Below are 21,802 nucleotides of genomic sequence, written 5' to 3'. Positions count from 1 at the left end.
TCAGCGCGTCAGCCGCGCGATGAGCACGCCCACGGCCAGCGCCGTGGCGAGCGCCGCGATCGGGTGCTCGCGCACCGTGTCGCGCAGGCTCTCGGTCCACTCGTCGCCGGTCTCGCGCAGAGCGTCGGCCTTGGCGTGCAGGCGCTCGTTGGCGTCGTGCACGCCGTCCTGCAGCCGGCTGACGTGCGGCGCGGCGCGTTCGGCGAGCCGGTCGATCGTCTCGTGCGCGCCCTGCACGACGCGCTGCAGCAGCTCGTCCTGGCGCGGGCCGCCGTTGACGGCCGCGGCCGGTGCAGGCGGCGTCACGCCGCCGGGAAAGTCTTCGGGAATCGAGGCCATGGGGTCTCCGATCAGCGCGGCGTGCCGCGGCGGAACAGGTTGACGATGGCCAGCAGGATGATCGCGCCGACCAGCGAGACCACGAGCGCACCCAGGCTGAAGACGCCTTGGTTGATCGTGCCCACACCGATCAGCGGCGACACCAGCCAGCCCCCCAGCGCCGCGCCGATGATGCCGACGACCACGTTGAGGATGACGCCCTGTTGGGCATCGGTGCGCATGATCTTGCTGGCGACCCAGCCGATCAGACCACCGACGACGAGCCAGATGATGAGGTTCATGAGAGACAACTCCTTTCGGATGTCGCTTCGGCAAACGCCGTGCCCTCGCCCGCCGGCCGCACAGGTATCGCACTTGCCGCAGCGGGCGTTCAACGCCAGGAGTCCCCCGATGAACCCGCTGCTCGCCAAGATCTCGCCCACGGCCACCCGCATGATCCGCATGGACCACAGCCATGCGCTGACGCTGTTCCACAAGCTCGAGCCGGGCCAGTCGCCAAGCGCCCGCGAAGCCACCGTGCGCCAGCTCTGCGCGGCGCTGGAGATCCACGCCCAGCTCGAGGAGGAGATCTTCTACCCGGCGCTGCGCGAGACCGGCGCCGAGCTGCCGCAGCTCGAACGCAGCCAGCCCGAGCACGACGAGATGCGCACCCAGATCGAACGCGTGCGCAGCCTGCACGCCGAGCCCGATGCGCAGGCGCTGGCGCTGCGCGACCTGATGCGCGCCGTCATGCACCACGTCGCCGAGGAGGAAAGCTCGCTGCTGCCGGCGGCCGAGGAGCGCCTGGGCGAGCGCCTGTCCGAACTCGGCCAGCGCATGACCGAGCGCCGGCTGGAGCTCGCCAAGCCGCTGGCCGGCGAGATGGCCGCCGACGCGGTGCGGTCCTCGCCGGGCAAGACGGCGCTGGTCGTCGCCGGGGCCGTGGCCGCCGGCGCGCTGCTGCTGGGCAGCCTCAAGCGCAGCAAGGACAAGGACCCCGCCTGAGCGCGGCCGGCGTCAGACCTCCAGGCCGGCGGCCAGGGCGCGCACGACCTCGGCCGCCGGTGCCTCCAGGCAGCCGTCGCGGCGCGTGCCCGACCACAGCGGCGTGAAGTCGTCGCGGCCCAGGGCCTCGGCGCGTTCGCGCAGCGGCGCCAGGGCCGCCGAGGCCAGCGGAAACGGCGGCGCCGCGTCGCTGACCGGCCCCAGCTCGCGCATCACCCGGTTGACCAGGCCTCGCGCCAGGCCGCCGGAGAACAGGTTGGTCAGCGCCGTCGGCTCGGACGGCTGGCGCAGCCGCGCGCGGTGCAGCGCCGAGGTGCCGGCCTCGTCGCAGAGCAGGAAGACGGTGCCGCACTGCACCGCCGCCGCGCCGCGCTCCAGCGCCGCACGCACCCCGGCGGCGTCGGCGATGCCGCCGGCGGCGACGACCGGCACGTCCAGCCGCGCGACCAGCGCCGAGACCAGCGTCGCCGTGTCGAGCTGGCGCGCAGGGTCGCGGTCGAGGAAGTGGCCGCGGTGGCCGCCAGCCTCCAGGCCCTGGGCGATGACGGCGTCGGCGCCGCGCGCCTGCAGCCACAGCGCCTCGTCCAGCGTGGTCGCCGAGGCCAGCACGAAGGCTCCCCAGCGGTGCACCCGCGCCAGCAGCGCCGGCTCGGGCAGGCCGAAGTGGAAGCTGACGATCGGCGGCCGGATCGTCTCCAGCAGCTCGGCCGCCTCGGCGCCGAAAGGCTGGCGGCTCGCTGCGGCCGTGTCGGGCTGCGGCGGCGGCAGGCCCAGTTCGGCGTAGTACGGCGCCAGCGCCGCCAGCCAGCGCGGGTCGGCCGCGGCCGCCGGTGGCGGCGCCGCGTGGGCGAAGAAGTTGACGTTGTAGGGCCGGCCGGCGTCGCGCAGCGCGTGCAGCGCACGCTCCAAAGCGGCAGGCGCGAGCATCGCCGCCGGCAGCGAACCGATGGCGCCGGCGGCGCCGACGGCCAGCGCCAGGCGCTCGTCCTGCACGCCGGCCATCGGCGCCTGGATCAGGGGCAAGGTCGGGAACGGTAGACGCATGCGGCGATTCTGCGTGGCTTCAAATGGCCCCGACGCTGCCGGTGACCGGCATCACGATGCCGGTGATGTAACCGGCGCAGACCGGCGCCGCGAGGAAGACGTAGGCCGGCGACAGCTCCTCGGGCTGCGCCGCGCGCCGCATGTCGCTCTGGCGGCCGAACTCGGCCACCTGGTCGGCCGGGCTGTCGGCCGGGTTCAGCGGCGTCCACACCGGCCCGGGCGCGACCGCGTTGACGCGGATGCCACGCGGCAGCAGGCTGCTGGCCAGCGACTTGGTGAAGGCGTGGATCGCGCCCTTGCTGGCCGCGTAGTCCAGCAGCCTGGCGCTGCCGCGCAGGCCGACGACCGAGCCGGTGTTGATGATCGAGGCGCCGTTCTTCAGGTGCGGCAGCGCCGCGCGCGCCATGCGGAAATAACCGCCGATGTTGGTGTCCAGGGTCTCCATCAGGCGCCGGTCGTCGACCGCCTCCAGGTCGTCGGCGTGCTCCTGGAAGGCGGCGTTGTTGACCAGCACGTCCAGGCGGCCGAAGGTCTGGACCGTGCGTCCCACCGCGTCGCGGCACCAGGCTTCGTCCTTGACGTCGCCCTTGAGCAGCAGACAGCGCCGTCCTTCGGCCTCGACGCGGCGCTTCGTCTCCTGGGCGTCGTCGTCGGAGCTGTGATAGGCCACCGCGACGTCGGCGCCCTCGCGCGCGAAGAGCACGGCGACGGCGCGGCCGATGCCCGAATCGGCACCGGTGATCAGCGTGGCGAAGCCCTCGAGCTTGCCGCTGCCGCGGTAGTCGGGGGCGAGAAAACGCGGCTGCAGCTCGAGGTCGGCCTCCTGCCCCGGCTTGTCCAGGTGCTGCGCCGGCAGCTCGACGGGCTGCTCGCGCGCGCCGGCCTGCACCGCCGGGTGCTCGCCGGAAGCACCGGAGGAACCGTCGCCGTCGCGGCGGTCCTGGTCCTGCTGGATCTCGCGCTGGCTGCGCAGCGTGTCGTCGTCTCGGGGCATGGGTTCTCCTGGAATCAGCGTGCGGGCTCGTCGGGCGGGCGCAGGTCGGCGCGTTCGCCTTCCTCGCCGGTGCGGGTCTGGGCATCGAGCCCGCGGTCGGGCGATTCGGCGACCTGCGGCAGGTCGCCGGGGTGGTCGATCAGTTCCTCGATGAGGAAGCGGCCGTAGAGCTGGGCGCGTTCGGCGCCGTGCGGCCGCACCGCGTCGGCGATGCGGCCGGCGAGTTCGTCGTCGCCGGCCTTGACGACCAGCCAGTGGTAGCCTCGTGCGGCCAGCTCGCGCTGGGCCTTCGCGAGGTTCATCTCCTGGCCGACCGAGGCCAGCAGCCCGGCGTGCGCCAGGTCGTCGTCGAGCCGGGCCAGCATCTCGCGGTCGCTGAAGCGGCGCACGTCCGCGTCGGCCAGCGTCAGCGTGCGCAGGGCCTCGCGCCCGGCGTCGGCCTGGGCCGCCGAGGGGAAGGAGATGACGACGTGCCCCTCGGGCTTGAACACGCCGAAGCTGCGTTCTTCACGGTCCATGTCTTGCTTCCTCGTCCAGCTCGTGTGCCAGAACGGCAAAAGGGGTTCCCGATGAGCGCTTCGAGACCGAGGGCGCGGCAAAGCTTGCCGCAGCGCTTGCGTGCAACGGGCATCGGGCCGGGGAAATGAGCACTGCCCGCCGCCAGGTCCTCTACATCGAGGACGAACCCTTGAACGCCGAGCTGATGCAGGCGCTGTTCGAACAGCGCCCGCACCTCGATCTGGTGATCGCGGTCGACGGTGCGCAGGCCTTCGCGCTGGGCCCGACGATCCGGCCGGTGCTGCTGCTCGTCGACCTGCGCCTGCCCGACTGCCTGGGCAGCGAGCTGCTGCCCTTGCTGCGCCTGCGCTTCGGCTGGCGCCAGGTGCCGGCGGTCGCGGTGACCGCCGAACACGGTTTCGGCGGCGGCTCGGGCGCCTTCGTCGAGGTCTGGCACAAGCCGCTGGACCTGGACCACGTGCTGCAGCGCCTGGACGAGTGGCTGCCGCCGGACTGAGGCCGGCGGGTGGGAACAGTCGTTGCCGTGTCCTGTTCACGCGAGGCCCGTCGCCTTGGGACGGCGGCCTCTCCCCTTGCCACGAACAGGAGATCGGACATGAACAGCTTGAAGACCCAACTCACGGTGATCGCGGCCTGCGCGATGCTCGCCACCGGTGCCGCCTACGCGCAGGGCACGGGCGGCAGCGGCGGGACGGGCTCGTCGTCCGGCACCCAGGGCCAGGGCGGCGGCACCGACGCCTACCCGAGCAACAGCGGCTCGCAGACCGGCACGCCCGCCGGCAGCCCCAACAGCACCGGCGTGACCGGCGACAACAGCAGCGGCGCCACCGGCGGCGCGGCCGGCTCGATGACCGGCACCACCGGGACCGGCAGCCGGGCGACGAACAACGGCAGCACGTCCTCGGGCTCGATGGACAGCGGCTCGGGCAGCAGCACCGACGGCTCGACGACGACGCGCACGCCGCGCACCGACCGCAACTGACGGCGGGCTTTTGCCTTCCGCACGACGGGGCGCTTCGGCGCCCCGTCGTCTTCAGGAGCCGGCGCGCGGCTTGAGAAACAGCGTCGGGAAGGCCGACGACGGCGCCCGCCGTTCGGGCAGCACGTAGACCACGCCCGGCCGGCGCGAGAAGGTCGGCCAGACCACCCGCTCGTAGAACTCGGCCGGCACGTTGATGCAGCCGAAGGAGATGCGGTTGTCGGCCGGCGTCGGCGTCGCCAGGCGTTCCAGGCGGCGCTCGGCGGCCACCGTCGGCCGCACGCGGTGCATCGACACCGCCGCCTCGTAGTCGACCCAGAGGATGCGGTCGCCGCGTGTGTTGCGCCCGGGTTCGAGCTCGAAGCGTCCGGCCGGCGTCGTGCGTTCCTCCGGGCGGATCTGGGCCAGCGGGCGTTCGCCGATGCCGGGCACCGAGTCGTCGCCCGCGGCCAGACCGAGCAGCACCGGCGCGCTGCCGACGACACGCGCGCCGGCGTCGAGCACCCACAGCCGCGCCAGGCGTTTGTCGATGACCGCGAACGGCCGGGCGCCATGGTCGCGCGTGGCACGCACCGAGGCGACCAGCTCGCGTGCGTCCTCCGACAGCGGCGCCGGCGCCGGCGCCGCCGCGGCCAGGGCCGGCGCCAGCAGCAGGGTCGCGGCCAGCGCCTTCATCCCAAGACCCGCGACGCCATCGTCGCGCCGAAGGGAGCCAGCGCACGTTCCGGTCCCGGTGCCGCGACGGGCACGCGCACGCCGACGACGCGGTGCACGAAGTGCAGCTTGCGCAGCGCCGGCACCGACAGCACGAAGGGATAGAAATCGGCCATGCCCATGCTGCGCGACAGCTCGTTGAGCACGCCGGTCAGCTCCATCCAGCCGTTGACGATGGCCAGGAAGGGCCCCGGGTTGCGGTCGCCGCTGTCGGCCAGCGCGGCGTTGCCGAAACGCTCGTAGCTGAGCTCGACCGACTCGCCGTCCAGGCCGAAGCTGCGCGCGGTGTCCAGGGTGTCGAGCATGTGCAGGTAGTGCGCCCAGGTCTCGGCCCAGTCCTCCCACGGGTGGCTGCTGGCGTAGGCGCTGACGTGGCGTGCGCCCCAGTCCGCCGGCGCGCCCTGCGCGTAGTGGCGCGCCAAGGCCGCGGCGTAGTCCTCGCGCTCGTCGCCGAACAGGCGGCGAAACGGCTCCAGCCACGGGCCGCCGTCGACCAGGCGCTGCCAGTAGTAGTGGCCGACCTCGTGGCGCAGGTGGCCGAGCAGCGTGCGGTACGGCTCGCCGAGCGTCGTGCGGCGGTGCTCGCGGGTCGGGTCGTCGGCCTCCTCGACGTCGATCGTGACGACGCCGTCGGCATGCCCGGTGACCACCGCCGGGCCGCCGGCCGGGGCCTGCAGCAGGTCGAAGGCGAGGCCGCGCTCCGGGTCCTCGGACAGTCGGCTCTTGACCGGCAGCCCGAGGCCGACGAGCTGCGAGACCAGGCGCCGCTGCGCCGTCGCGATGCGCGCCCAGCGTTCGCCGTTGGCCGGCAGCGACAAGTCGGGCAGCGTGCGTGTCAGGCGGCAGGCGCGGCACTGCGGCGGGTCGAGCGCGCCGGCGTCGGCCGGGTCGACCAGCCAGTTGCAGCCGGCAGCGCTGTCGAGGTTGGTGCAGCGCCGGTAGCGCCGCGGCCGGCGCGGCCGGGCCTCTTTCCACAACTCGGTGCCCGGCACCGGCTCCAGCGGCAGCAGGCGGCGGCGCTCGGGGTCGTAACCCAAAGGCGTGTGGCACACCAGGCACTCGCTGTTGCGGAAGAAAACCGGCCGCCCGCAGCGGCACTCGAACTTGCGCGGCGTGATCGGCTCGGGAACGGCAGCCATCGCTTGTCCTCCAGCGTTCAGCGCGTCAGCAGCACCAGCGTGCCGGTGATCGCGCCCAGCGCCGCGCCGGCGGCGACGTCGCTGGGATAGTGCAGACCGAGCACGATGCGCGCCAGGGCCACGAGCAGCGCGAAGGCCGCGAGCAGCGGCGCCCAGGCCGGGTAGAACGCGGCCAGCAGCAGCCCGAAAGCCACCGCGTGCAGCGTGTGGCCGCTGGGGAAGCTGAAGCGGTCGGGCACCGTGCAGCAGGCGCGGATGCCGGGGCACTGGTCGAAGGGCCGCGAACGCCGCGTGCCGCGCTTGAGCACCCAGTAGATCGCGAGGTTGGCCAGCCCCAGCTCGGCGAAGAGCAGCGAGCAATGGCGCCCGGTGGGGCCGCCGAAGACCGCCAGCGCCACGCCGAGCGCGAGCCAGGGCCCGGCGTCGCCGAGCCGGCTGCAGACCACCAGCAGGCGCAGCAGCAGCGGACGCGCCGTGCCTCGGTGCAGCGCCAGCGCCCAGCGGCGATCGAGTTCCACGCCGTGCAGGCGCGAAGCGTCAAGCCAGCGCGGCATCGGCGATCGGGCCCGCGGCACGGCGCTCGGCGACGCCGCACAAGGTCGACTCGAAGCGCTGCAGAACGGCGCTCCAGTCGGCCGACAGCGCGGTCTCGCGCGCCCGCCGCCGCAGCGCCGAGCCCGGCTCGGCCTGGGCCAGCGCCGCCGCCAGCGTGGCCTCGAACGCCGCCACGTCGCCCGGCCGGGCCAGGCAGCCGTTGACGCCGTCGACGACGTGCACCGCCGCCGCCGCGGTGTCGAAGCCGGCATAGGCCAGGCCGCTGGCCAGCGCCTCCAGCGTCACGTTGCCGAAGGTGTCGGTCAGGCTGGGGAAGGCGAAGGCGTCGGCGCTGGCGTAGTGCCGCGCCAGCGCCTCGCCGGTGTGCACGCCTGCGAAGCAGGCCTGCGGGTGGCGGCGCTGCAGCGCGGCGCGCTGCGGGCCGTCGCCGACGACCACCATGCGCAGCCCGGGCCGCGTGGCACGCAGCCGCTCCCAGGCGGCCAGGGCCAACGCCACGTTCTTCTCCGGCGCCAGCCGGCCGACGTGCAGCAGCACCGGGTCGCCCTCGGCCGCGACCCAGCGCGCGCGCAGCGCCGGGTCGCGGCGCGCCGGGTCGAACAGCCGCGCGTCGACGCCGCGGCCGCTGACGCTCAGGCGGGCGAAGCCGGCCGCGGCCAGTTCGGCGGCCAGCGCCGCCGTCGGCACGAAGTTGCAGTCGGCCTGGTCGTGCAGCCGGCGCAGCCAGCGCAGCACCAGCGGCTCCAGCCAGCCGAGCCGGTAGTGGCGGCTGTAGGCGTGGAAGTTGGTGCGGAAGTCGGCGCTGGTGGCGATGCCCTCGGCACGTGCTGCCGACAAGGCGGCCAGGGCCAGCGGCCCGGGCGTCGCGACGTGCACCAGCGCCGGCGCCGCGGCGCGCCAGCGGCGGCGCAGCGCCGCGCGCGTGGCCAGACCGTAGCGCAGCTCCGGGTACATCGGGATCGGGCCGCCGGCGCAACGCCACTCGTCGGCGTCGTCGCGTGCGGCTTCGCCGCGCTGGCGTGGCCGCACCAGCAGCACCCGGTGGCCGGCGGCCCGAAGGTGTTCGACGGCGCGCGCGGTCGTCAGCGCGACGCCGTTGACCTCGGGCGGATAGGTTTCGGTGACGTAGGCGATCTGCACGGTCCCTCGCATGGATGACGGCTGGCGGCAAGGGCCGTTCCCGCGGCCGGGCATGCGCCTTGCCCGGCGTCCCGGATGGCCCACCCGTCCCGAAGCCGTTTCGCCGACGCGTCCGCCGCGCGCGAGGCGGTGGAACGCAGCCTGCCGCTGATTGAGCCGGCGCTGCGTGACACCGCCGTGAGCGGCCTGGGCGTGCTGCACCTCGTCGTGCTGGACCCCGGGCTGACGCCCGCCGACTGTCCCTATGCCGAGGCCGTGCTGCACGAGCACTCGATCGGCCAGCGGGCGCTGTGGGACGTCGACTACGCCGCTTACGCGCATGCCAAGGCGCTCTTAGCCTGGCGCCACGGCTGCGACAGCCGGCGCGTGCTGGCCGCGCCGCACCGCCTGGCCGAGCACGACCGGCTGGTCTGGGGCGGGGTCTGGCTCGACGGCATCGTCGTCGCCGCCAGCGGCGCGATGCCGGCCTGGGACGAGGCCTTCTCGCTGGCCGTGGCCGGGCAGCTGCGCGCCATCGCCTACGAGCGCGCACGCGCCGCACGCCCCCTCGAATAAGCCCGCAGCGACGCGGCCTCGGCACGCCGGCTGCCCTCGGGCGGCGCGGCCGTCGGCGCCGCCCGTCCCGTACCCGAGACCGAATCCAGGAGGAAACCCATGTCCCTGCCCGCGCTGCTCGCTCCCCCATCGACCGACGCCGCCTCGCTGCGTGGCCGCGTCGTCGTCGTCACCGGCGGCGCCCGCGGCCTCGGCGCCGCGATCGCCCAGGTGCTGGGCGAGTCGGGCGCCCGCGTCGTGCTCGCCGACCATGCGATCGAAGCCGCCCAGGACCGCGCCGCGGTGCTCGCCGAGCGCGACATCGACGCCATCGCGATGCCGCTGGACGTCACCGACGCCACCGCCTGCGAACGCACGGTGGAGACGATCCGCGCCCGCTTCGGCCGTCTCGACGCGCTGGTCAACAACGCCGCCATCGACGTCACCGCGCCGCTGGCCGAGCTGACGATCGAGCAGATCCACTCGGTGCTGGCGACCAACCTCGCCGGGCCCTTCGTGATGGCCAAGCTCTGTGCCGCGCTGATGGCCGGCCAGCCCGGTGGCGGCCACATCGTCAACATCGCCTCGACCGCGTCCAAGCGCGCCTGGCCCAACGCCAGCGCCTATCACGCGACGAAGTGGGGCCTGCTGGGCCTGTCGCACGCGCTGCACGCCGAGCTGCGGCCGCAGGGCATCAAGGTCTGCGCGATCGTCGCTGGCGGCATGCGCACGCCCTTCCTGCTCGACCGCTTCCCGGAGCTGGATCCGGGCCTGCTGCAGGACCCGCTGAACGTCGCGCGCGTCGTGCGCTTCGTGCTGCTGCAACCCGAGGAGACCGTGATCCCCGAGGTCACCGTGCTGCCGGTGCGCGAAACCTCCTGGCCCTGATGGCCGGCGCGGAGGCCAGCCGCGTCGGGCGGCGCCTGCCCGACCCGGGCCCGCCCGAGGCGCGCACGGTGCTGCTGCTGGTCGACGTCATCAACCCGCTGGACTTCCCCGGTGCCGAGGCGCTGACCGAGGCGGCGCTGGTGGCCGCGCCGCGCATCGCCGCGCTCAAGCACGAGATGGCGCGCCGCGGCGTGCCGGTCATCTACGCCAACGACAACTTCGGCCACTGGCGCAGCGACTTCCACCAGATCGTGCAGCGCTGCCGCCGGGGCCGGCGCGCTGCCGCGGCTCTGGTGCGCCAGCTGGCGCCCGGGTTGCAGGACCTCACGGTGCTGAAGCCGCGCTACTCGGCTTTCGACCAGACGCCGCTGGAGCTGCTGCTGACCCGCATCGGCGCCGACCGGCTGGTCGTCGCCGGTTTCGCCACCGACTTGTGCGTGCAGTTCAGCGCGATGGATGCCTTCGTGCGCGGCTACGAGCTCTGGGTGCCCGGCGACTGCGCCGCCGGCGAGGCGCCCGAACGCCACGCTGCCGCGCTCGACTGGATGGCGCTGGCGCTGCGCTGCCGGGTGCAGCCGGCGTGGCGCTGAGCGCGTCGGGGCATGCGGCTTGCCGAACGCCGCGCCACCGGCTCCTACCTCCAGACGCCATGTCCCCTGCCCCGATGAACGTCGTGCTGATCAGCGAACACGCCTCGCCGCTGGCGGCCGCCGGAGGCGTCGATGCCGGCGGCCAGAACGTCTACGTCGAACACGTCGCGCGTGGCCTGGCCGCCGCCGGCCACCGCGTCGACGTGCTGACCCGGCGCGACGACCCGGGGCTCGCCGCCTGCGTCGAAATGGCGCCGCGCCTGCGCGTGCACCACGTCGACGCCGGGCCGCCGTGTTTCGTGCCCAAGGAAGCGCTGCTGCCGCACATGCCGGCCTTCGCCCAGGCGGCGCAGCGGCTGGCGGCGGTGCGCGCGGCCGAGGTCGTGCACGCGAACTTCTTCATGTCCGGCTGGGTCGGGCTGGCGCTGCAGCGCCGGCTGGGCCTGCCGCTGGTCACGACCTTCCACGCGCTGGGCCTGGTGCGCCGCGAGCACCAGGGCGCGGCCGACACCTTCCCGCCCGAGCGCGTGGAGATCGAGCGCACGCTGGTGCGGCGCTCCGAGCGCCTCGTCGCCGAGTGCCCGCAGGACCGCGCCGACCTGCTGCGCCTGTACGGCGCGGCGCCGGGGCGCATCGTGTCCGTGCCCTGCGGCGTCGACACGAACGCGTTCCGGCCCGGCGACCGCGCCGCCGCGCGCGCCCGGCTGGGGCTGGCGGCGCACGAGTTCATCGTGCTGCAGCTCGGCCGGCTGGTGCCGCGCAAAGGCATCGCCACCGTCGTCGAGGCCGTGGCGCGGCTGCCGCGCACGATGCCGGCGAGGCTGGTCGTCGTCGGCGGCGAGGCGCGCGAGCCCGACCCGGCGCAGACGCCCGAGATCGCGCGCTTGCAGGCGCTGGCCCAGGCGCACGGCGTCGCCGAGCGTGTGCACTTCGCCGGCCGGCGCGAGCGCCACGAGCTGCGCGACTGGTACGTCGCCGCCGACGTCTTCGTCACGACGCCGTGGTACGAGCCCTTCGGCATCACGCCGCTGGAGGCGATGGCCTGCGGCACGGCGGTCGTCGGCAGCGCCGTCGGCGGCATCCGCCACACGGTGATCGACGGCCGCACCGGCTTCCTGGTGCCGCCGCGCGACCCGGGCGCGCTGGCCTCGCACCTGGCGGTGCTGCGCGCCGAGCCGGCGCTGGCGCGCAGCTTCGGTGCCGCCGGCGTGCACCGCGTGCGCGCCGAGTTCACCTGGGACAAGGTCGCGCAGGAGCTGGCCCGCGTCTACGCCGGCGTGCGCCGGCGCGAGACCACGCTGCGGCAGCCCGCCGCCGTCGCCCTGCCCGCGGCGGGCTTCGCCTCATGAGCCGCGCACCGGCCGCCGCGCGCCCGGCGCTGTTCGTCGACAAGGACGGCACGCTGGTCGTCGACGTGCCCTACAACGCCGACCCGGCGCGCCTCGAATGGCAGCCGGCGGCGCCGCAGGCGCTGGCGGCGGTGGCGCGCGCGGGGCTGGCGATCGTCGTCGTCAGCAACCAGGCGGGCCTGGCGCTGGGGCGCTTCACGGCCGCCGAGTTCGAGCGCCTGCGCCGCGCCGTCGCCGAGCGGCTGCAGGCCGAGGCCGGTGTCGTGCTGACCGACTTCGTCTTCTGCCCGCACGCTCCCGGTGCCGACGGCGCGCCGGTCTGCGGCTGCCGCAAGCCCGAGCCGGGGCTGCTGATCGACGCCGCCGAGCGCCACGGCCTGGACCTCGCGGCCTCGTGGATGGTCGGCGACACGCTCGACGACGTCGAAGCCGGTCGCCGCGCGGGCTGCCGCGCGATCCTCTACGACTCGGGCGGCGAGACCGTCTGGCGCCCCGGGCCGATGCGCACGCCGCACGCCCGGTACCAGGATTGGGACGAAGTCGCGCACCACGTGCTCGCGCAGCGCCCGGGAGCGCCGGCGTGACGCGCGGCCTGCCGGCCGGGCCGGGCGGCTGGCGCCGTGCGCGCCGGGTGCTCGCGCTGCGCCTGGACAACCTCGGCGACCTGCTGATGACGACGCCGGCGCTGGCGGCGCTGAAGGAGACTTGGCCCGACGCCCACCTGACGCTGCTCGCCTCGCCGGCCGGGGCTGCCGCCGCGGCCCACCTGCCCTTCGTCGACGAGGCCTGGCGTTTCGAGGCGCCTTGGGTCGGCGCCGGGGCGCACGCAGCCTCGCCCGGGCTGGCCGAGGCGGGCCTGCTGGTGCGCCTGGCCGACGGCGGCTTCGACGCCGCGGTGATCTTCGGCGTCTGCACGCAGAGCCCGCTGCCGGCGGCGCTGCTGTGCCGCATGGCCGGCATCCCGCTGCGCCTGGCGTACTGCCGCGAGAATCCCTATGCCTTGCTGACCGACTGGATCCCCGAGCCCGACACCGTCGCCGACACCATGCGCCACGAGGTGCGGCGCCAGCTCGACCTGGTGGCGACAGTCGGCTGGCGCACGCGCGACGAGCGCCTGCGCTTCAGGCTGCACGAAGCCGACTGCCGTGCGGTCGCCGAACGCCTGGCCGCCGCCGGCCTAGCGCCGGGGGCGCGCTACGCGGTGCTGCACCCGGGCGCGTCGGCGCCGTCGCGGCGCTGGCCGGCGGAGCGTTTCGGCCTCGTCGGCCGGGCGCTGGCCGACGCCGGTTTTGCCGTCGTCGTCGCCGGCGACGCGGGCGACGGCGCCCAGCGCGCCGAGGCCCTGGCGGCGATGCAGCGGCCGGCGCTGGACGTCGGCGCCACCTCGCTGGGCGAACTGGCGGCGCTGATCGGCGGCGCCGCGGTGCTGGTCGCCAACAACAGCGGCCCGGCGCACCTGGCCGCGGCGCTGGGCACGCCGGTCGTCGTGCTGTACGCGCTGACCAACCCGCAGCACACGCCCTGGCAGGTGCCCGCGCGCGTGCTCAGCCGCAGCGTGCCCTGCCGCTGGTGCTTGAAGAGCCGCTGCCCGCAAGTCCACCACGAATGCCTGGCCGGCGTCGGCGCCGACGAAGCCGCCGCGGCGGCGCTGGCCCTGGCCCATCACCCGAAGACCCTGGAGCTGGAAACGAGATGATCACGCTGGGACTCAACGCCGCCTTCCACGACAGCGCCGCGGTGCTGGTCGTCGACGGCGTGCCGGTCGCCGCCGCCGAGGAGGAGCGCTTCACGCGCATCAAGCATGCCAAGCGGCCACTGCCCTTCACCGCCTGGGAGCTGCCGTTCAACGCCGCGGCCTGGTGCCTGGAGCAGGCCGGCATCACGCTGGAGTCGGTCGACCACGTCGCCTACAGCCTGGACCCGGCGCTGTTCGCCGAAGGCCGGCCCGAGCTGGCCGCCGGCGAGCACATCAGGCTGCCGCTCGAACCTTCGGCCGAACGCGACCCGCAGCTGGCGCCCTGGGACAGCCCCTGGGACCCGCTGTTCCTGTCCTACGTCGTCAATGCGCCGCGCCAGCTGCGCGACGGCGCGCCGCACCACCTGCGCCAGCGGCTGTACGGCAGCCGCCCGGACGCGATGCGCTGGCGCTTCCACCATGTGCCGCACCATCTCTGCCACCAGGCCAGCGCCTTCCTGGCCGCACCGTTCGACGACTGCGCGGTGATGACGCTGGACGGCCGCGGCGAACGCGCGACCAGCTGCTACGGTGTCTGGCGCGACGGCCGCTACCGCCCGCTGGGCGAGGTGCGCATGCCGCATTCGCTGGGCTTGCTCTACGAGCGTGCGACCTCCTACCTCGGTTTCCTGCACTCCAGCGACGAGTACAAGGTGATGGCGCTGGCGGCGATGGGCACGCCGCGCTGGGCCCCCGAGATCGGTGCCGCGGTGCGCCTGTTCGGCGACGGCCAGTTCGAGATCGGCGCGATGGACTTCGAGGCCCTGGCCGGCCCGGCGCGTGTGCGCGGCGCGGCGCTGGAACAGCGCCATCTGGATCTCGCGGCCTCGCTGCAGGCGGTGCTGGAAGCCAAGGCGCTGGAACTCGCGCGCTGGCTGCGCGAAGCCAGCGGCGAACGCCGGCTGGCGATGGCCGGCGGCGTGGCGCTGAACTGCCTGATGAACGCCCGGCTGCGCGACGAAGGCCCGTTCGAACGCGTCTGGGTTCAGCCGGCGGCCGGCGACGCCGGCACCGCACTCGGCGCAGCGCTGTGGGTCGACGGCCGCGAACGCCTGCTGCGCGACGGCGGCGACACCCTGGCCGACGCGCGCGGCGCGGTGCCGCTGGCCCCTCGCGAATGGACCCAGACCCACGTCTACCTCGGCCCGAGCTGGACCGACGAGGCGATCGAGACGATGCTGGCCTGGGCCGGGCTGGACGTCGAGCTCGTGCCCGACGAGGCGGCGCTGGCCGAGCGCACCGCGGCGTTGCTGGCCGCCGACTGCATCGTCGGCTGGTTCCAGGGGCGCATGGAATGGGGCCCGCGTGCGCTCGGCGCGCGCTCGATCCTCGCCTCGCCGATCTCGCCCGAGATGCAGCAGCGCCTGAACGAGCTGAAGGACCGCGAGGACTTCCGCCCGGTCGCGCCGGCGGTGCTGCACGAGGCTTTCGGCGACTGGTTCGAGCCGGCCCAGGCCAACGGCGGCGAGTCGCCGTTCATGCTGTTCACCTTCCAGGCCCGGCCCGAACGGCTGGCGAGCATCCCCTCGGCCTGCCACACCGACGGCAGCGCGCGTGTGCAGACCGTGCACGCCGAGTCCAACCCGCGATTCCATGCCCTGCTGACGGCGTTTGCCGCGCGCACCGGCGTACCGGTGCTCGTCAACACCTCGTTCAACGTGCGCGGCCAGCCCATCGTCTGCAGCCCGCACGACGCGCTGGAGGCCTTCTTCGCGACGCCGCTGGACGCGCTGGTCATCGGCCGCTGCATCGTCGCCAAGCGCCGCGCGCGCGAGGTGCCCGCACCGTGAACGCGCTGCTCGACGGCGAGCCGGCGACGGCGCCGCGCCAGCCGCGCATCAGCGTCGTCGTGCCGACCTACGGCCGGCCGCCGCTGCTGCTGCGCTGCCTGCAGGCCCTGACCGAGCAGAGCCTGGCGCACGAGGACTACGAGATCCTCGTCGTCGACGACGAACGCAGCGACGTCACGCACGCCGCGGTCGAGGCCTTTGCCGCCGGCTGGCCGCCCGGACTGCTGCGCTACCTGCGTGCCGACCAGGGCCGCGGCCCGGCGGCGGCGCGCAACGCCGGCTGGCGCGCCGCGCGTGCCGAGATCGTCGCCTTCACCGACGACGACACCGTGCCCGACGCCGGCTGGCTGGACTACGGCCTGGGCGCGATGGCCACCGGCCGCTGGGCCGCGGTGGCCGGGCGTGTCGTCGTGCCGCGGCCCGAAGGCGCCGACGACCGCCCGACCGACCACGAGCTGATGACGCGCGGCCTGGAGACGGCCGAGTTCGTCACCGCCAACGCCTTCGTGCGGCGCGATGCGCTGGAGCGCATCGGCGGCTTCGACGAGCGTTTCCGCCGCGCCTGGCGCGAAGACTCCGACCTGCAGTTCCGGCTCGAGAGCGAAGCCGGCGAAGTCGGCCGTTGCGACGCCGCCGTCGTGCTGCACCCGGTGCGCCCGGAACGCTGGGGCGTGTCGCTGCGCCAGCAGAAGAACGTCTTCTACGACGCCCTGCTCTACGCCAAGCACCCGCGGCGCTACCGCGAACGCGTGCGCGCGATGCCGCCCTGGGACTACCTGGCGATCGTCGTCCTGGTGCTGGCCGCGCCGCTGCTGGCGCTGGGCGGTGCGAGCGGCAGCGCGGTGCTGGCGCTGCTGGTGGCGCTGGGCCTGGTCGCGGCCTTCGCCGAACGCCGGCTGCGGGCCACCTCGCGCCGCCCGGCGCACGTCGCCGAGATGCTGGCGACCTCGCTGCTGATTCCCTTCCTGGCCGTCTGGTGGCGCTTGCGCGGCGCCTGGCACTTCCGCGTCTGGTTCCTGTGAGCATGGCCTTGCCGCCGGGGCTCGCTCGGGTCGTCGTGCTGCGCGCGCTGATGCTCGGCGACCTGCTGTGCGCGACCCCGGCGCTGCGCGCGCTGCGGGCGGGACTGCCGCAGGCGCGCATCACGCTGGTCGGCCTGCCCTGGGCGCGCGAGTTCGTGTCGCGGCTGGCCAGCGTCGACGAGTTCGTCGAGCTGCCGGGCTGGCCCGGCCTGCCCGAGCGGGCACCGGCGCCGCGCGCGGAGCAGCTCGCGTTCCTCGCGGCGATGCGCGCGCGGCGCTGGCATCTGGCCGTGCAGATGCACGGCAGCGGCCAGGTCGTCAACCCGCTGCTGGCGGCGTTCGGCGCGCGGCTGAACGCCGGTTTCGCCGCGCCCGGTGCGCCGCGTCCGGGAGCCGACCGGCGGCGTTTCATCGCCTGGCCCGAGCAGGGGCGCGAGACCGGGCGCCTGCTCGCGCTGACCGACGCGCTGGGGCTGCGGCGCGCGGGCGACGCGCTGGACTTCCCGCTGCGGCCCGGCGACCACGAGCGCGCCGCGGCCCTGCTCGGCCCCGGGCGCTGGGTGCTGGTGCACGCCGGCGCGCAGCTGCCTTCGCGGCGCTGGCCGGCCGAGCGCTTCGCCGCCGTGGCCGACGGCCTGGCCGCAGGCGGCTGGCGCGTCGCGCTGACCGGCACCGAGGGCGAACGCGCGCTGGTCGCCGCGGTCGCCGCGGCGATGCGGCATCCGGCGCTGGACCTGGCCGGCCGCAGCGACCTGTGGACGCTGGGGGCGCTGGTCGCGCGCGCGGCGCTCGTCGTCTGCAACGACACCGGGCTGTCGCACGTCGCCGCCGCGCTCGGCACGCCCAGCGTCGTCGTCGCCAGCGGCAGCGACGTGGCGCGCTGGGCGCCGGCCGACACCCGCCGCCACCGCGTGCTCTGGCACCCGGTGGCCTGCCGGCCCTGCGCGCACGCCGTCTGCCCCACGGCGCACGAGTGCGCCCTCGGCGTGCGCGTCGACATGGTGCTCGACGCGGCGCGGGCGACGCTGGAGAACGCCGATGCCTGAACCCCGCCGCCGCCTGCGCATCCTCACCTGGCACGTGCACGGCAACTACCTCTACAACCTGACGCAGGTGCCGCACGACTTCTACCTCGTCGTCGACGCCGAACGCAGCACCCACCACAGCGGCCGCAGCGGCGCCCTGCCCTGGGGCGACAACGTGCACGAGGCGCCGGTCGAGCGGCTGCGCGAGATGGCCTTCGACGTGCTGCTGTTCCAGTCGCGCGAGGCCTGGGAGCACGAGCAGCACCGCGTGCTGAGCGCCGCGCAGCGCGCGCTGCCGCGCATCGTGCTCGAACACGACCCGCCGCAGGACAGCCCGACCGACACCCGCCACTGGTGCACCGACCCCGGCACGCTGCTCGTGCACGTGACGCCGTACAACGCGCTGATGTGGGACAACGGCGGGCTGCCGGTGCGCGTCGTCGAACACGGCGTCAAGCCGCTGGCCGAGCCACCGTGGCGCGGCGACGACAGCCGCGGCCTCGTCGTCGTCAACAACCTGCGCCAACGCGGGCGCCGCCTGGGGCTGGACATCTACCGCGACGTCGCGGCGCGCGTGCCGCTGCGTCTGGTCGGCATGGACAGCGCCTCGGTGGGCGGCGACGGCGAGCTGAGCCAGCTCGACTTGCCCGAGGCGCTGGCCGCGCACCGCTTCTTCTTCCACCCGATCCGCCACACCAGCCTGGGGCTGGCCGCCATCGAGGCGATGATGGCCGGCACGCCGGTGGTCGGGCTGGCGACGACCGAACTCGTGACCGTCATCGACAGCGGCCGCAACGGCTTCATCGACACCCGTCTGGACCGCCTGGAAGCGGCGATGCACGCGCTGCGCGAAGACCGCGGCCTGGCGCTCGAATGGGGTCGTGCGGGCCGGCGCACGGCGCAGGAACGCTTCGGCATCGGGCGTTTCGTCGCCGACTGGCTGCGTCTGCTGGACGAACTCGTCTGCTGATTTCACGCGACAGCGGGCTGCGGGCGACTTGACGCCCGGGCCGCCGGGCCCAAGACTGCCGCCGGGCCGGTGGGCGGCCCGACGCCAGGTGGCACCGCGGTTCTGCGGTCGGGCCACGATCAGTTGTAGAGGGAGGCGCGCTGCGGAACCGGTCGGCCGGGTCGCTGGGCGTGTGGATGGGCAGGTTTTTCTTCGCGCTGTGCCTCGGGGCCGGCACTGCAGCCGCCGAGGCAGAGACGGCGGCAACGGCCGGGGGCGCGGACGGCGCCGCTTTCGTGATCGCGGCGCTTTCGGTGGTGGTGCTGGTGCTGGGGATCGGCCTGCAGTCGCTGCGTCGCAGCGCGCAGCGCGAGACCCAGGCGCTCGAAGCCGAACGGGCGCGCTTCGCGACGCTGTTCCGGCTGCTGCCCGAGGCCGCCTGGCTGAAGGACCAGGACGGCCTCTTCATCGACTGCAACCCGCTGTGCGAGCAGATGGTCGGCCGGCGCCGCGAGGCGCTGATCGGGCGCCACGCCGCCGAGGTCTTCGGCATCGAGGCGGCGACCTCGGGCGCCTTGTCCGACGCCCAGGCGATGGCCGGCGACAAGCCGGTGCGCTACGAAGCCTGGCTGGACCTGAGCGGCGAGCACCGTCTCTACCAGTTCACCAAGACCCGGGTGCATGACGCGCAGGGCCTGGTGATAGGGGTGCTCGGCGTGGCGCGCGACATCACCGAGCTGCACGAAGGGCGCGAGCGTTTCCGTCGCCTGTTCGAAGGCTCCAGCCAGGCCACGGTGCTGGTCGAAGGCCGGCACTGCGTCGATGCCAACGCCGCGGCGCTGGCGCTGTTCGCCGCGCCGTCGCGCGAGGCGCTGCTGCAGACCCTGCCCGAGCGGCTGTGGCCCGAGCGCCAGGCCGACGGCAGCGAGACCGCCGCCGCTGCCGCGCTGCTGCGCGAGCGCATCGCCGCCACCGGCTGGGCCGAGCTCGACTGGGACCTGCTGCGCCTGGACGGCAGCCTGTTCACGGCGCGCATGCGCGTCACCTCGATCCGCTTCGACGAGCGTTCGCTGCTGCACGTCGTGCTCAACGACGTCACCGAACAGAAGCGCTTGGACCGCGAGCTCGCCGCCTACCGCGCCGGGCTGGAGCGCCGCGTCGCCGACCGCACCGCCGAGCTCGACGCCGTCGCGCGCGAACTCGGCGAGACCAACGAGCGCCTGCGCGCCATCCTCGACGGCGCCGCCGCCGGCATCGCCTGGGTGCGCGACGGCCGTTTCGTGCAATGCAACCGGCGCCTGGCCGAACTCGTCGGCCAGCCGGCGCTGGCGCTGCTGGGCCGGCCGGTGTCGGCGCTGGACGCCGGCGACGGCGGCGCCTTCGCCGCGGACGCCGGCGTCGCGCGCGAACACCTGCTGCGCCGCGAGGACGGCAGCACCTTCTGGGCGCGCGTGTCGACCTCGGCGATCGACCCCGAGGACGCCGGCAAGGGCCTGGTCGTGCAGGTCATCGACGTCTCGGCCGAACACGCCGCCGCCGAGGACCGCGAGCGCGCGCGCCGGCTGGCCGAAGACGCGGCGCGCACCAAGTCGGACTTCCTGGCCAACATGAGCCACGAGATCCGCACGCCGCTGAACGCCGTCATCGGCATGACGCGCATCCTGTCGCGCACCGAGATGTCGCCGCGCCAGCAGGACTGCGTCTCCAAGATCCAGGACTCCAGCCACCACCTGCTGGCCGTCGTCGACGACATCCTCGACTTCTCGCGTCTGGAGGCGGGCAAGCTGCGCATCGAGCAGGTCGAGTTCGATCTCGAGGCGCTGCTGCAGCACGTCGGCGCCCAGGTCGCCGAGCGCGCGGCGGCCAAGGACCTGGAGTTCGTCATCGACGTCGCGCCCGAGGTGCCGGCGCGCCTGGTCGGCGACCCGCTGCGCCTGGGCCAGGTGCTGATCAACTACGTCAACAACGCGGTCAAGTTCACCGACGACGGCGAGATCGCCATCGAGGTGCGCGAGCTGGCGCGGCTGGGGCCGCGCTCGATGCTCGAGCTGGCGGTGCGCGACACCGGCATCGGCATCTCGCCGGAGCAGCGCCAGCGCCTGTTCCAGAGCTTCCAGCAGGCCGACAGCTCGACGACGCGGCGTTTCGGCGGCACCGGGCTGGGCCTGGCGATCTGCCGCCGGCTGGCGACGCTGATGGGCGGCGACGTCGGCGTCGACAGCGAGGTCGACGTCGGCTCGACCTTCTGGCTGCGCCTGCCGCTGCCGATCGCCGCCGAACCGGCCGCCGAGCCGCCGCCGGCCGCCTTCGCCGGCCGCCGGCTGCTCGTCGTCGACGATCACGGCCAGGCGCGTGCGGTCACCGCGTCGCTGCTGCGCCGCCAGGGCTTCAGCGTCGACAGCGTCGACAGCGCGGCGGCGGCGCTGGACGCCGTCGAGCGCGCCTTCGCCGCCGAGGCACCGTACACGCTCGCGCTCGTCGACTGGAAGATGCCGGTCGTCAACGGCCTGGACCTGGCGCTGCGGCTGCGCAGTTCGCCGCCGCCGCGGCCGCAGGTGCTGCTGATGACGCACGGCGACCCGGCCGAACTGGCCCGGCTGGCCGGCACCGACGTCGCGCCCGAGGTGCTGCAAAAGCCGGTCAGCGCGAGCGCGCTGCACGACGCGCTGGCGCGTGTGCTGGGCGGCACGCCGCGGGCCGGCGTGCACGCGGAGTCGGGCGCGGCGCTGCGCTTCGACGGCCTGCAGGCGCTGCTGGTCGAGGACAACGACATCAACCGCGAGGTCGGCGTCGAGCTGCTGCGCGAACACGGCCTGGAGGTCGACACCGCGCACGACGGCCGCGAGGCGGTGCACTGCGTGCGCGAACGGCATTACGACATCGTCTTCATGGACATGCAGATGCCGGTGATGGACGGGCTGGACGCGACCCGCGCGATCCGCCTGCTGCCCGGCGGTACCGCGCTGCCCATCGTCGCGATGACCGCCAACGCGCTGCCGGCCGACCGCGAGCGCTGCCTGGCCGCCGGCATGGACGACCACGTCGCCAAGCCGATCGACCCGGCGGTGCTGGCGGCGCGGCTGCGCCACTGGCTGGGCCGCGAAGCCGGCGCCTCGGCCGGGGCGGCGCCCGAGCCCGATCCCGCCCCCCGGCCCGACGAGGACGCCGCGGTGCTGGACCCGGCGGCCGGGCTGCGGCTGGCCGGCGGCCGCCAGGCGCTGTACCGCAACCTGCTGCGCGTCTTCACGCGCACGCAGAAGGACATCTGCGCCCGCGTGCGCACCGCGATGGACGAGGACCGCTGGGTCGAGGCCGAACGCACCGCCCACACGCTGAAGGGCACCGCGGCGCAGATCGGGGCGAGCCCCTTGCGCGACGCCGCCGCGCACCTGGAGCACGCCATCCACCACCGCGCCGACGGCGACCGGCTCGACGGCCCGCTGGAGCGGGTGCAGCAGGCTTTGCAGGCCGTGCTGGACGCCATCGAGGCCGGCGAGTCGCAGGCCGGTTGAG

Annotated in this window: 23 protein-coding genes; 14 read left to right on the top strand and 9 right to left on the bottom strand. The window is 74.7% G+C overall.

Translation table 11 applies throughout. The features are described from left to right. On the bottom strand, positions 1-339 hold the full coding sequence (locus tag RGE_RS12190) for a DUF883 family protein (protein WP_014428707.1): 339 nt from the start codon (positions 337-339) through the stop codon (positions 1-3). Between the two features lie 11 nt (positions 340-350). Beyond that, positions 351-620, bottom strand: coding sequence for a GlsB/YeaQ/YmgE family stress response membrane protein (locus tag RGE_RS12185; protein WP_014428706.1), 270 nt, complete (start codon positions 618-620; stop codon positions 351-353). 109 nt (positions 621-729) lie between these two features. On the opposite strand from RGE_RS12185, the gene RGE_RS12180 reads away from it, so the two are divergent. Next, positions 730-1,323 carry a hemerythrin domain-containing protein gene (locus RGE_RS12180; RefSeq protein ID WP_014428705.1) on the top strand — a complete coding sequence of 198 codons (594 nt, stop codon included), beginning with the start codon at positions 730-732 and terminating at the stop codon, positions 1,321-1,323. A 12-nt stretch (positions 1,324-1,335) separates the two neighbouring features. On the opposite strand, the gene RGE_RS12175 is transcribed toward RGE_RS12180, so the two are convergent. The 3 genes from RGE_RS12175 to RGE_RS12165 are packed head-to-tail and all read right to left on the bottom strand — an operon-like array spanning position 1,336 to position 3,879. Next, positions 1,336-2,367 carry an NAD(P)H-dependent flavin oxidoreductase gene (locus tag RGE_RS12175; protein ID WP_014428704.1) on the bottom strand — a complete coding sequence of 344 codons (1,032 nt, stop codon included), beginning with the start codon at positions 2,365-2,367 and terminating at the stop codon, positions 1,336-1,338. A 19-nt stretch (positions 2,368-2,386) separates the two neighbouring features. Further along, positions 2,387-3,361, bottom strand: a complete 975-nt coding sequence (locus tag RGE_RS12170) for an SDR family oxidoreductase (protein ID WP_014428703.1) — start codon at positions 3,359-3,361, stop codon at positions 2,387-2,389. A 14-nt stretch (positions 3,362-3,375) separates the two neighbouring features. Continuing rightward, positions 3,376-3,879 (bottom strand): hypothetical protein, encoded by a 504-nt coding sequence (locus tag RGE_RS12165; RefSeq protein WP_014428702.1) that lies wholly within the window; start codon positions 3,877-3,879, stop codon positions 3,376-3,378. Between the two features lie 125 nt (positions 3,880-4,004). Here RGE_RS12165 and RGE_RS12160 point away from each other — a divergent pair, with 125 nt between their 5' ends. Then, a complete protein-coding gene (locus RGE_RS12160) occupies positions 4,005-4,376 on the top strand; it encodes a response regulator (protein WP_014428701.1) in 372 nt (123 codons plus the stop codon). A gap of 99 nt (positions 4,377-4,475) precedes the next feature. Next, positions 4,476-4,862 carry a hypothetical protein gene (locus RGE_RS12155; RefSeq protein WP_014428700.1) on the top strand — a complete coding sequence of 129 codons (387 nt, stop codon included), beginning with the start codon at positions 4,476-4,478 and terminating at the stop codon, positions 4,860-4,862. A gap of 51 nt (positions 4,863-4,913) precedes the next feature. Here RGE_RS12155 and RGE_RS12150 read toward each other — a convergent pair whose 3' ends face one another. The 4 genes from RGE_RS12150 to RGE_RS12135 are packed head-to-tail and all read right to left on the bottom strand — an operon-like array spanning position 4,914 to position 8,419. Then, a complete protein-coding gene (locus RGE_RS12150; RefSeq protein WP_014428699.1) occupies positions 4,914-5,534 on the bottom strand; it encodes a hypothetical protein in 621 nt (206 codons plus the stop codon). Continuing rightward, entirely contained in the window at positions 5,531-6,712 is a 1,182-nt protein-coding gene (locus RGE_RS12145) for a zinc-binding metallopeptidase family protein (protein ID WP_014428698.1), read from the bottom strand. Before RGE_RS12145 ends, RGE_RS12150 begins: the two co-directional genes overlap by 4 nt. Positions 6,713-6,729: 17 nt before the next feature. After that, positions 6,730-7,266: a phosphatase PAP2 family protein gene (locus tag RGE_RS12140; RefSeq protein WP_014428697.1), complete on the bottom strand. Its 537-nt coding sequence runs from the start codon at positions 7,264-7,266 to the stop codon at positions 6,730-6,732. Then, positions 7,250-8,419: a glycosyltransferase family 4 protein gene (locus tag RGE_RS12135; RefSeq protein WP_232504924.1), complete on the bottom strand. Its 1,170-nt coding sequence runs from the start codon at positions 8,417-8,419 to the stop codon at positions 7,250-7,252. Before RGE_RS12135 ends, RGE_RS12140 begins: the two co-directional genes overlap by 17 nt. 63 nt (positions 8,420-8,482) lie before the next feature. Here RGE_RS12135 and RGE_RS12130 point away from each other — a divergent pair, with 63 nt between their 5' ends. The 11 genes from RGE_RS12130 to RGE_RS23210 all read left to right on the top strand — a co-directional run bounded on the left by RGE_RS12130 (position 8,483) and on the right by RGE_RS23210 (position 21,801). Next, complete coding sequence (locus RGE_RS12130; RefSeq protein WP_014428695.1) at positions 8,483-8,962, top strand: hypothetical protein; 480 nt, start codon at positions 8,483-8,485, stop codon at positions 8,960-8,962. Positions 8,963-9,061: 99 nt separating this feature from the next. Then, positions 9,062-9,829 (top strand): SDR family oxidoreductase, encoded by a 768-nt coding sequence (locus RGE_RS12125; RefSeq protein WP_014428694.1) that lies wholly within the window; start codon positions 9,062-9,064, stop codon positions 9,827-9,829. After that, positions 9,829-10,419, top strand: a complete 591-nt coding sequence (locus RGE_RS12120; protein WP_014428693.1) for a cysteine hydrolase family protein — start codon at positions 9,829-9,831, stop codon at positions 10,417-10,419. The genes RGE_RS12125 and RGE_RS12120 overlap by 1 nt, the downstream gene beginning before the upstream one ends. 74 nt (positions 10,420-10,493) lie before the next feature. Beyond that, positions 10,494-11,768 carry a glycosyltransferase gene (locus RGE_RS12115; RefSeq protein WP_014428692.1) on the top strand — a complete coding sequence of 425 codons (1,275 nt, stop codon included), beginning with the start codon at positions 10,494-10,496 and terminating at the stop codon, positions 11,766-11,768. Continuing rightward, a complete protein-coding gene (locus RGE_RS12110) occupies positions 11,765-12,352 on the top strand; it encodes a D-glycero-alpha-D-manno-heptose-1,7-bisphosphate 7-phosphatase (RefSeq protein WP_014428691.1) in 588 nt (195 codons plus the stop codon). Before RGE_RS12115 ends, RGE_RS12110 begins: the two co-directional genes overlap by 4 nt. Continuing rightward, positions 12,349-13,464, top strand: coding sequence for a glycosyltransferase family 9 protein (locus RGE_RS12105; RefSeq protein WP_014428690.1), 1,116 nt, complete (start codon positions 12,349-12,351; stop codon positions 13,462-13,464). The genes RGE_RS12110 and RGE_RS12105 overlap by 4 nt, the downstream gene beginning before the upstream one ends. Then, positions 13,461-15,293 carry a carbamoyltransferase family protein gene (locus RGE_RS24575; protein ID WP_014428689.1) on the top strand — a complete coding sequence of 611 codons (1,833 nt, stop codon included), beginning with the start codon at positions 13,461-13,463 and terminating at the stop codon, positions 15,291-15,293. The genes RGE_RS12105 and RGE_RS24575 overlap by 4 nt, the downstream gene beginning before the upstream one ends. After that, complete coding sequence (locus RGE_RS12095) at positions 15,290-16,315, top strand: glycosyltransferase family 2 protein (protein ID WP_014428688.1); 1,026 nt, start codon at positions 15,290-15,292, stop codon at positions 16,313-16,315. The genes RGE_RS24575 and RGE_RS12095 overlap by 4 nt, the downstream gene beginning before the upstream one ends. Before the next feature lie 2 nt (positions 16,316-16,317). Further along, complete coding sequence (locus RGE_RS12090; protein ID WP_014428687.1) at positions 16,318-17,361, top strand: glycosyltransferase family 9 protein; 1,044 nt, start codon at positions 16,318-16,320, stop codon at positions 17,359-17,361. Then, positions 17,354-18,310 (top strand): glycosyltransferase family 4 protein, encoded by a 957-nt coding sequence (locus RGE_RS12085; protein ID WP_014428686.1) that lies wholly within the window; start codon positions 17,354-17,356, stop codon positions 18,308-18,310. Before RGE_RS12090 ends, RGE_RS12085 begins: the two co-directional genes overlap by 8 nt. Before the next feature lie 275 nt (positions 18,311-18,585). After that, complete coding sequence (locus RGE_RS23210; RefSeq protein WP_014428685.1) at positions 18,586-21,801, top strand: response regulator; 3,216 nt, start codon at positions 18,586-18,588, stop codon at positions 21,799-21,801. Position 21,802 lies beyond the last annotated feature (1 nt).

Source organism: Rubrivivax gelatinosus IL144, assembly GCF_000284255.1.
GTDB classification, from domain to species: Bacteria; Pseudomonadota; Gammaproteobacteria; order Burkholderiales; family Burkholderiaceae_C; genus Rubrivivax; species Rubrivivax gelatinosus_A.
This window is presented reverse-complemented; position numbering and strand designations above follow the sequence as displayed.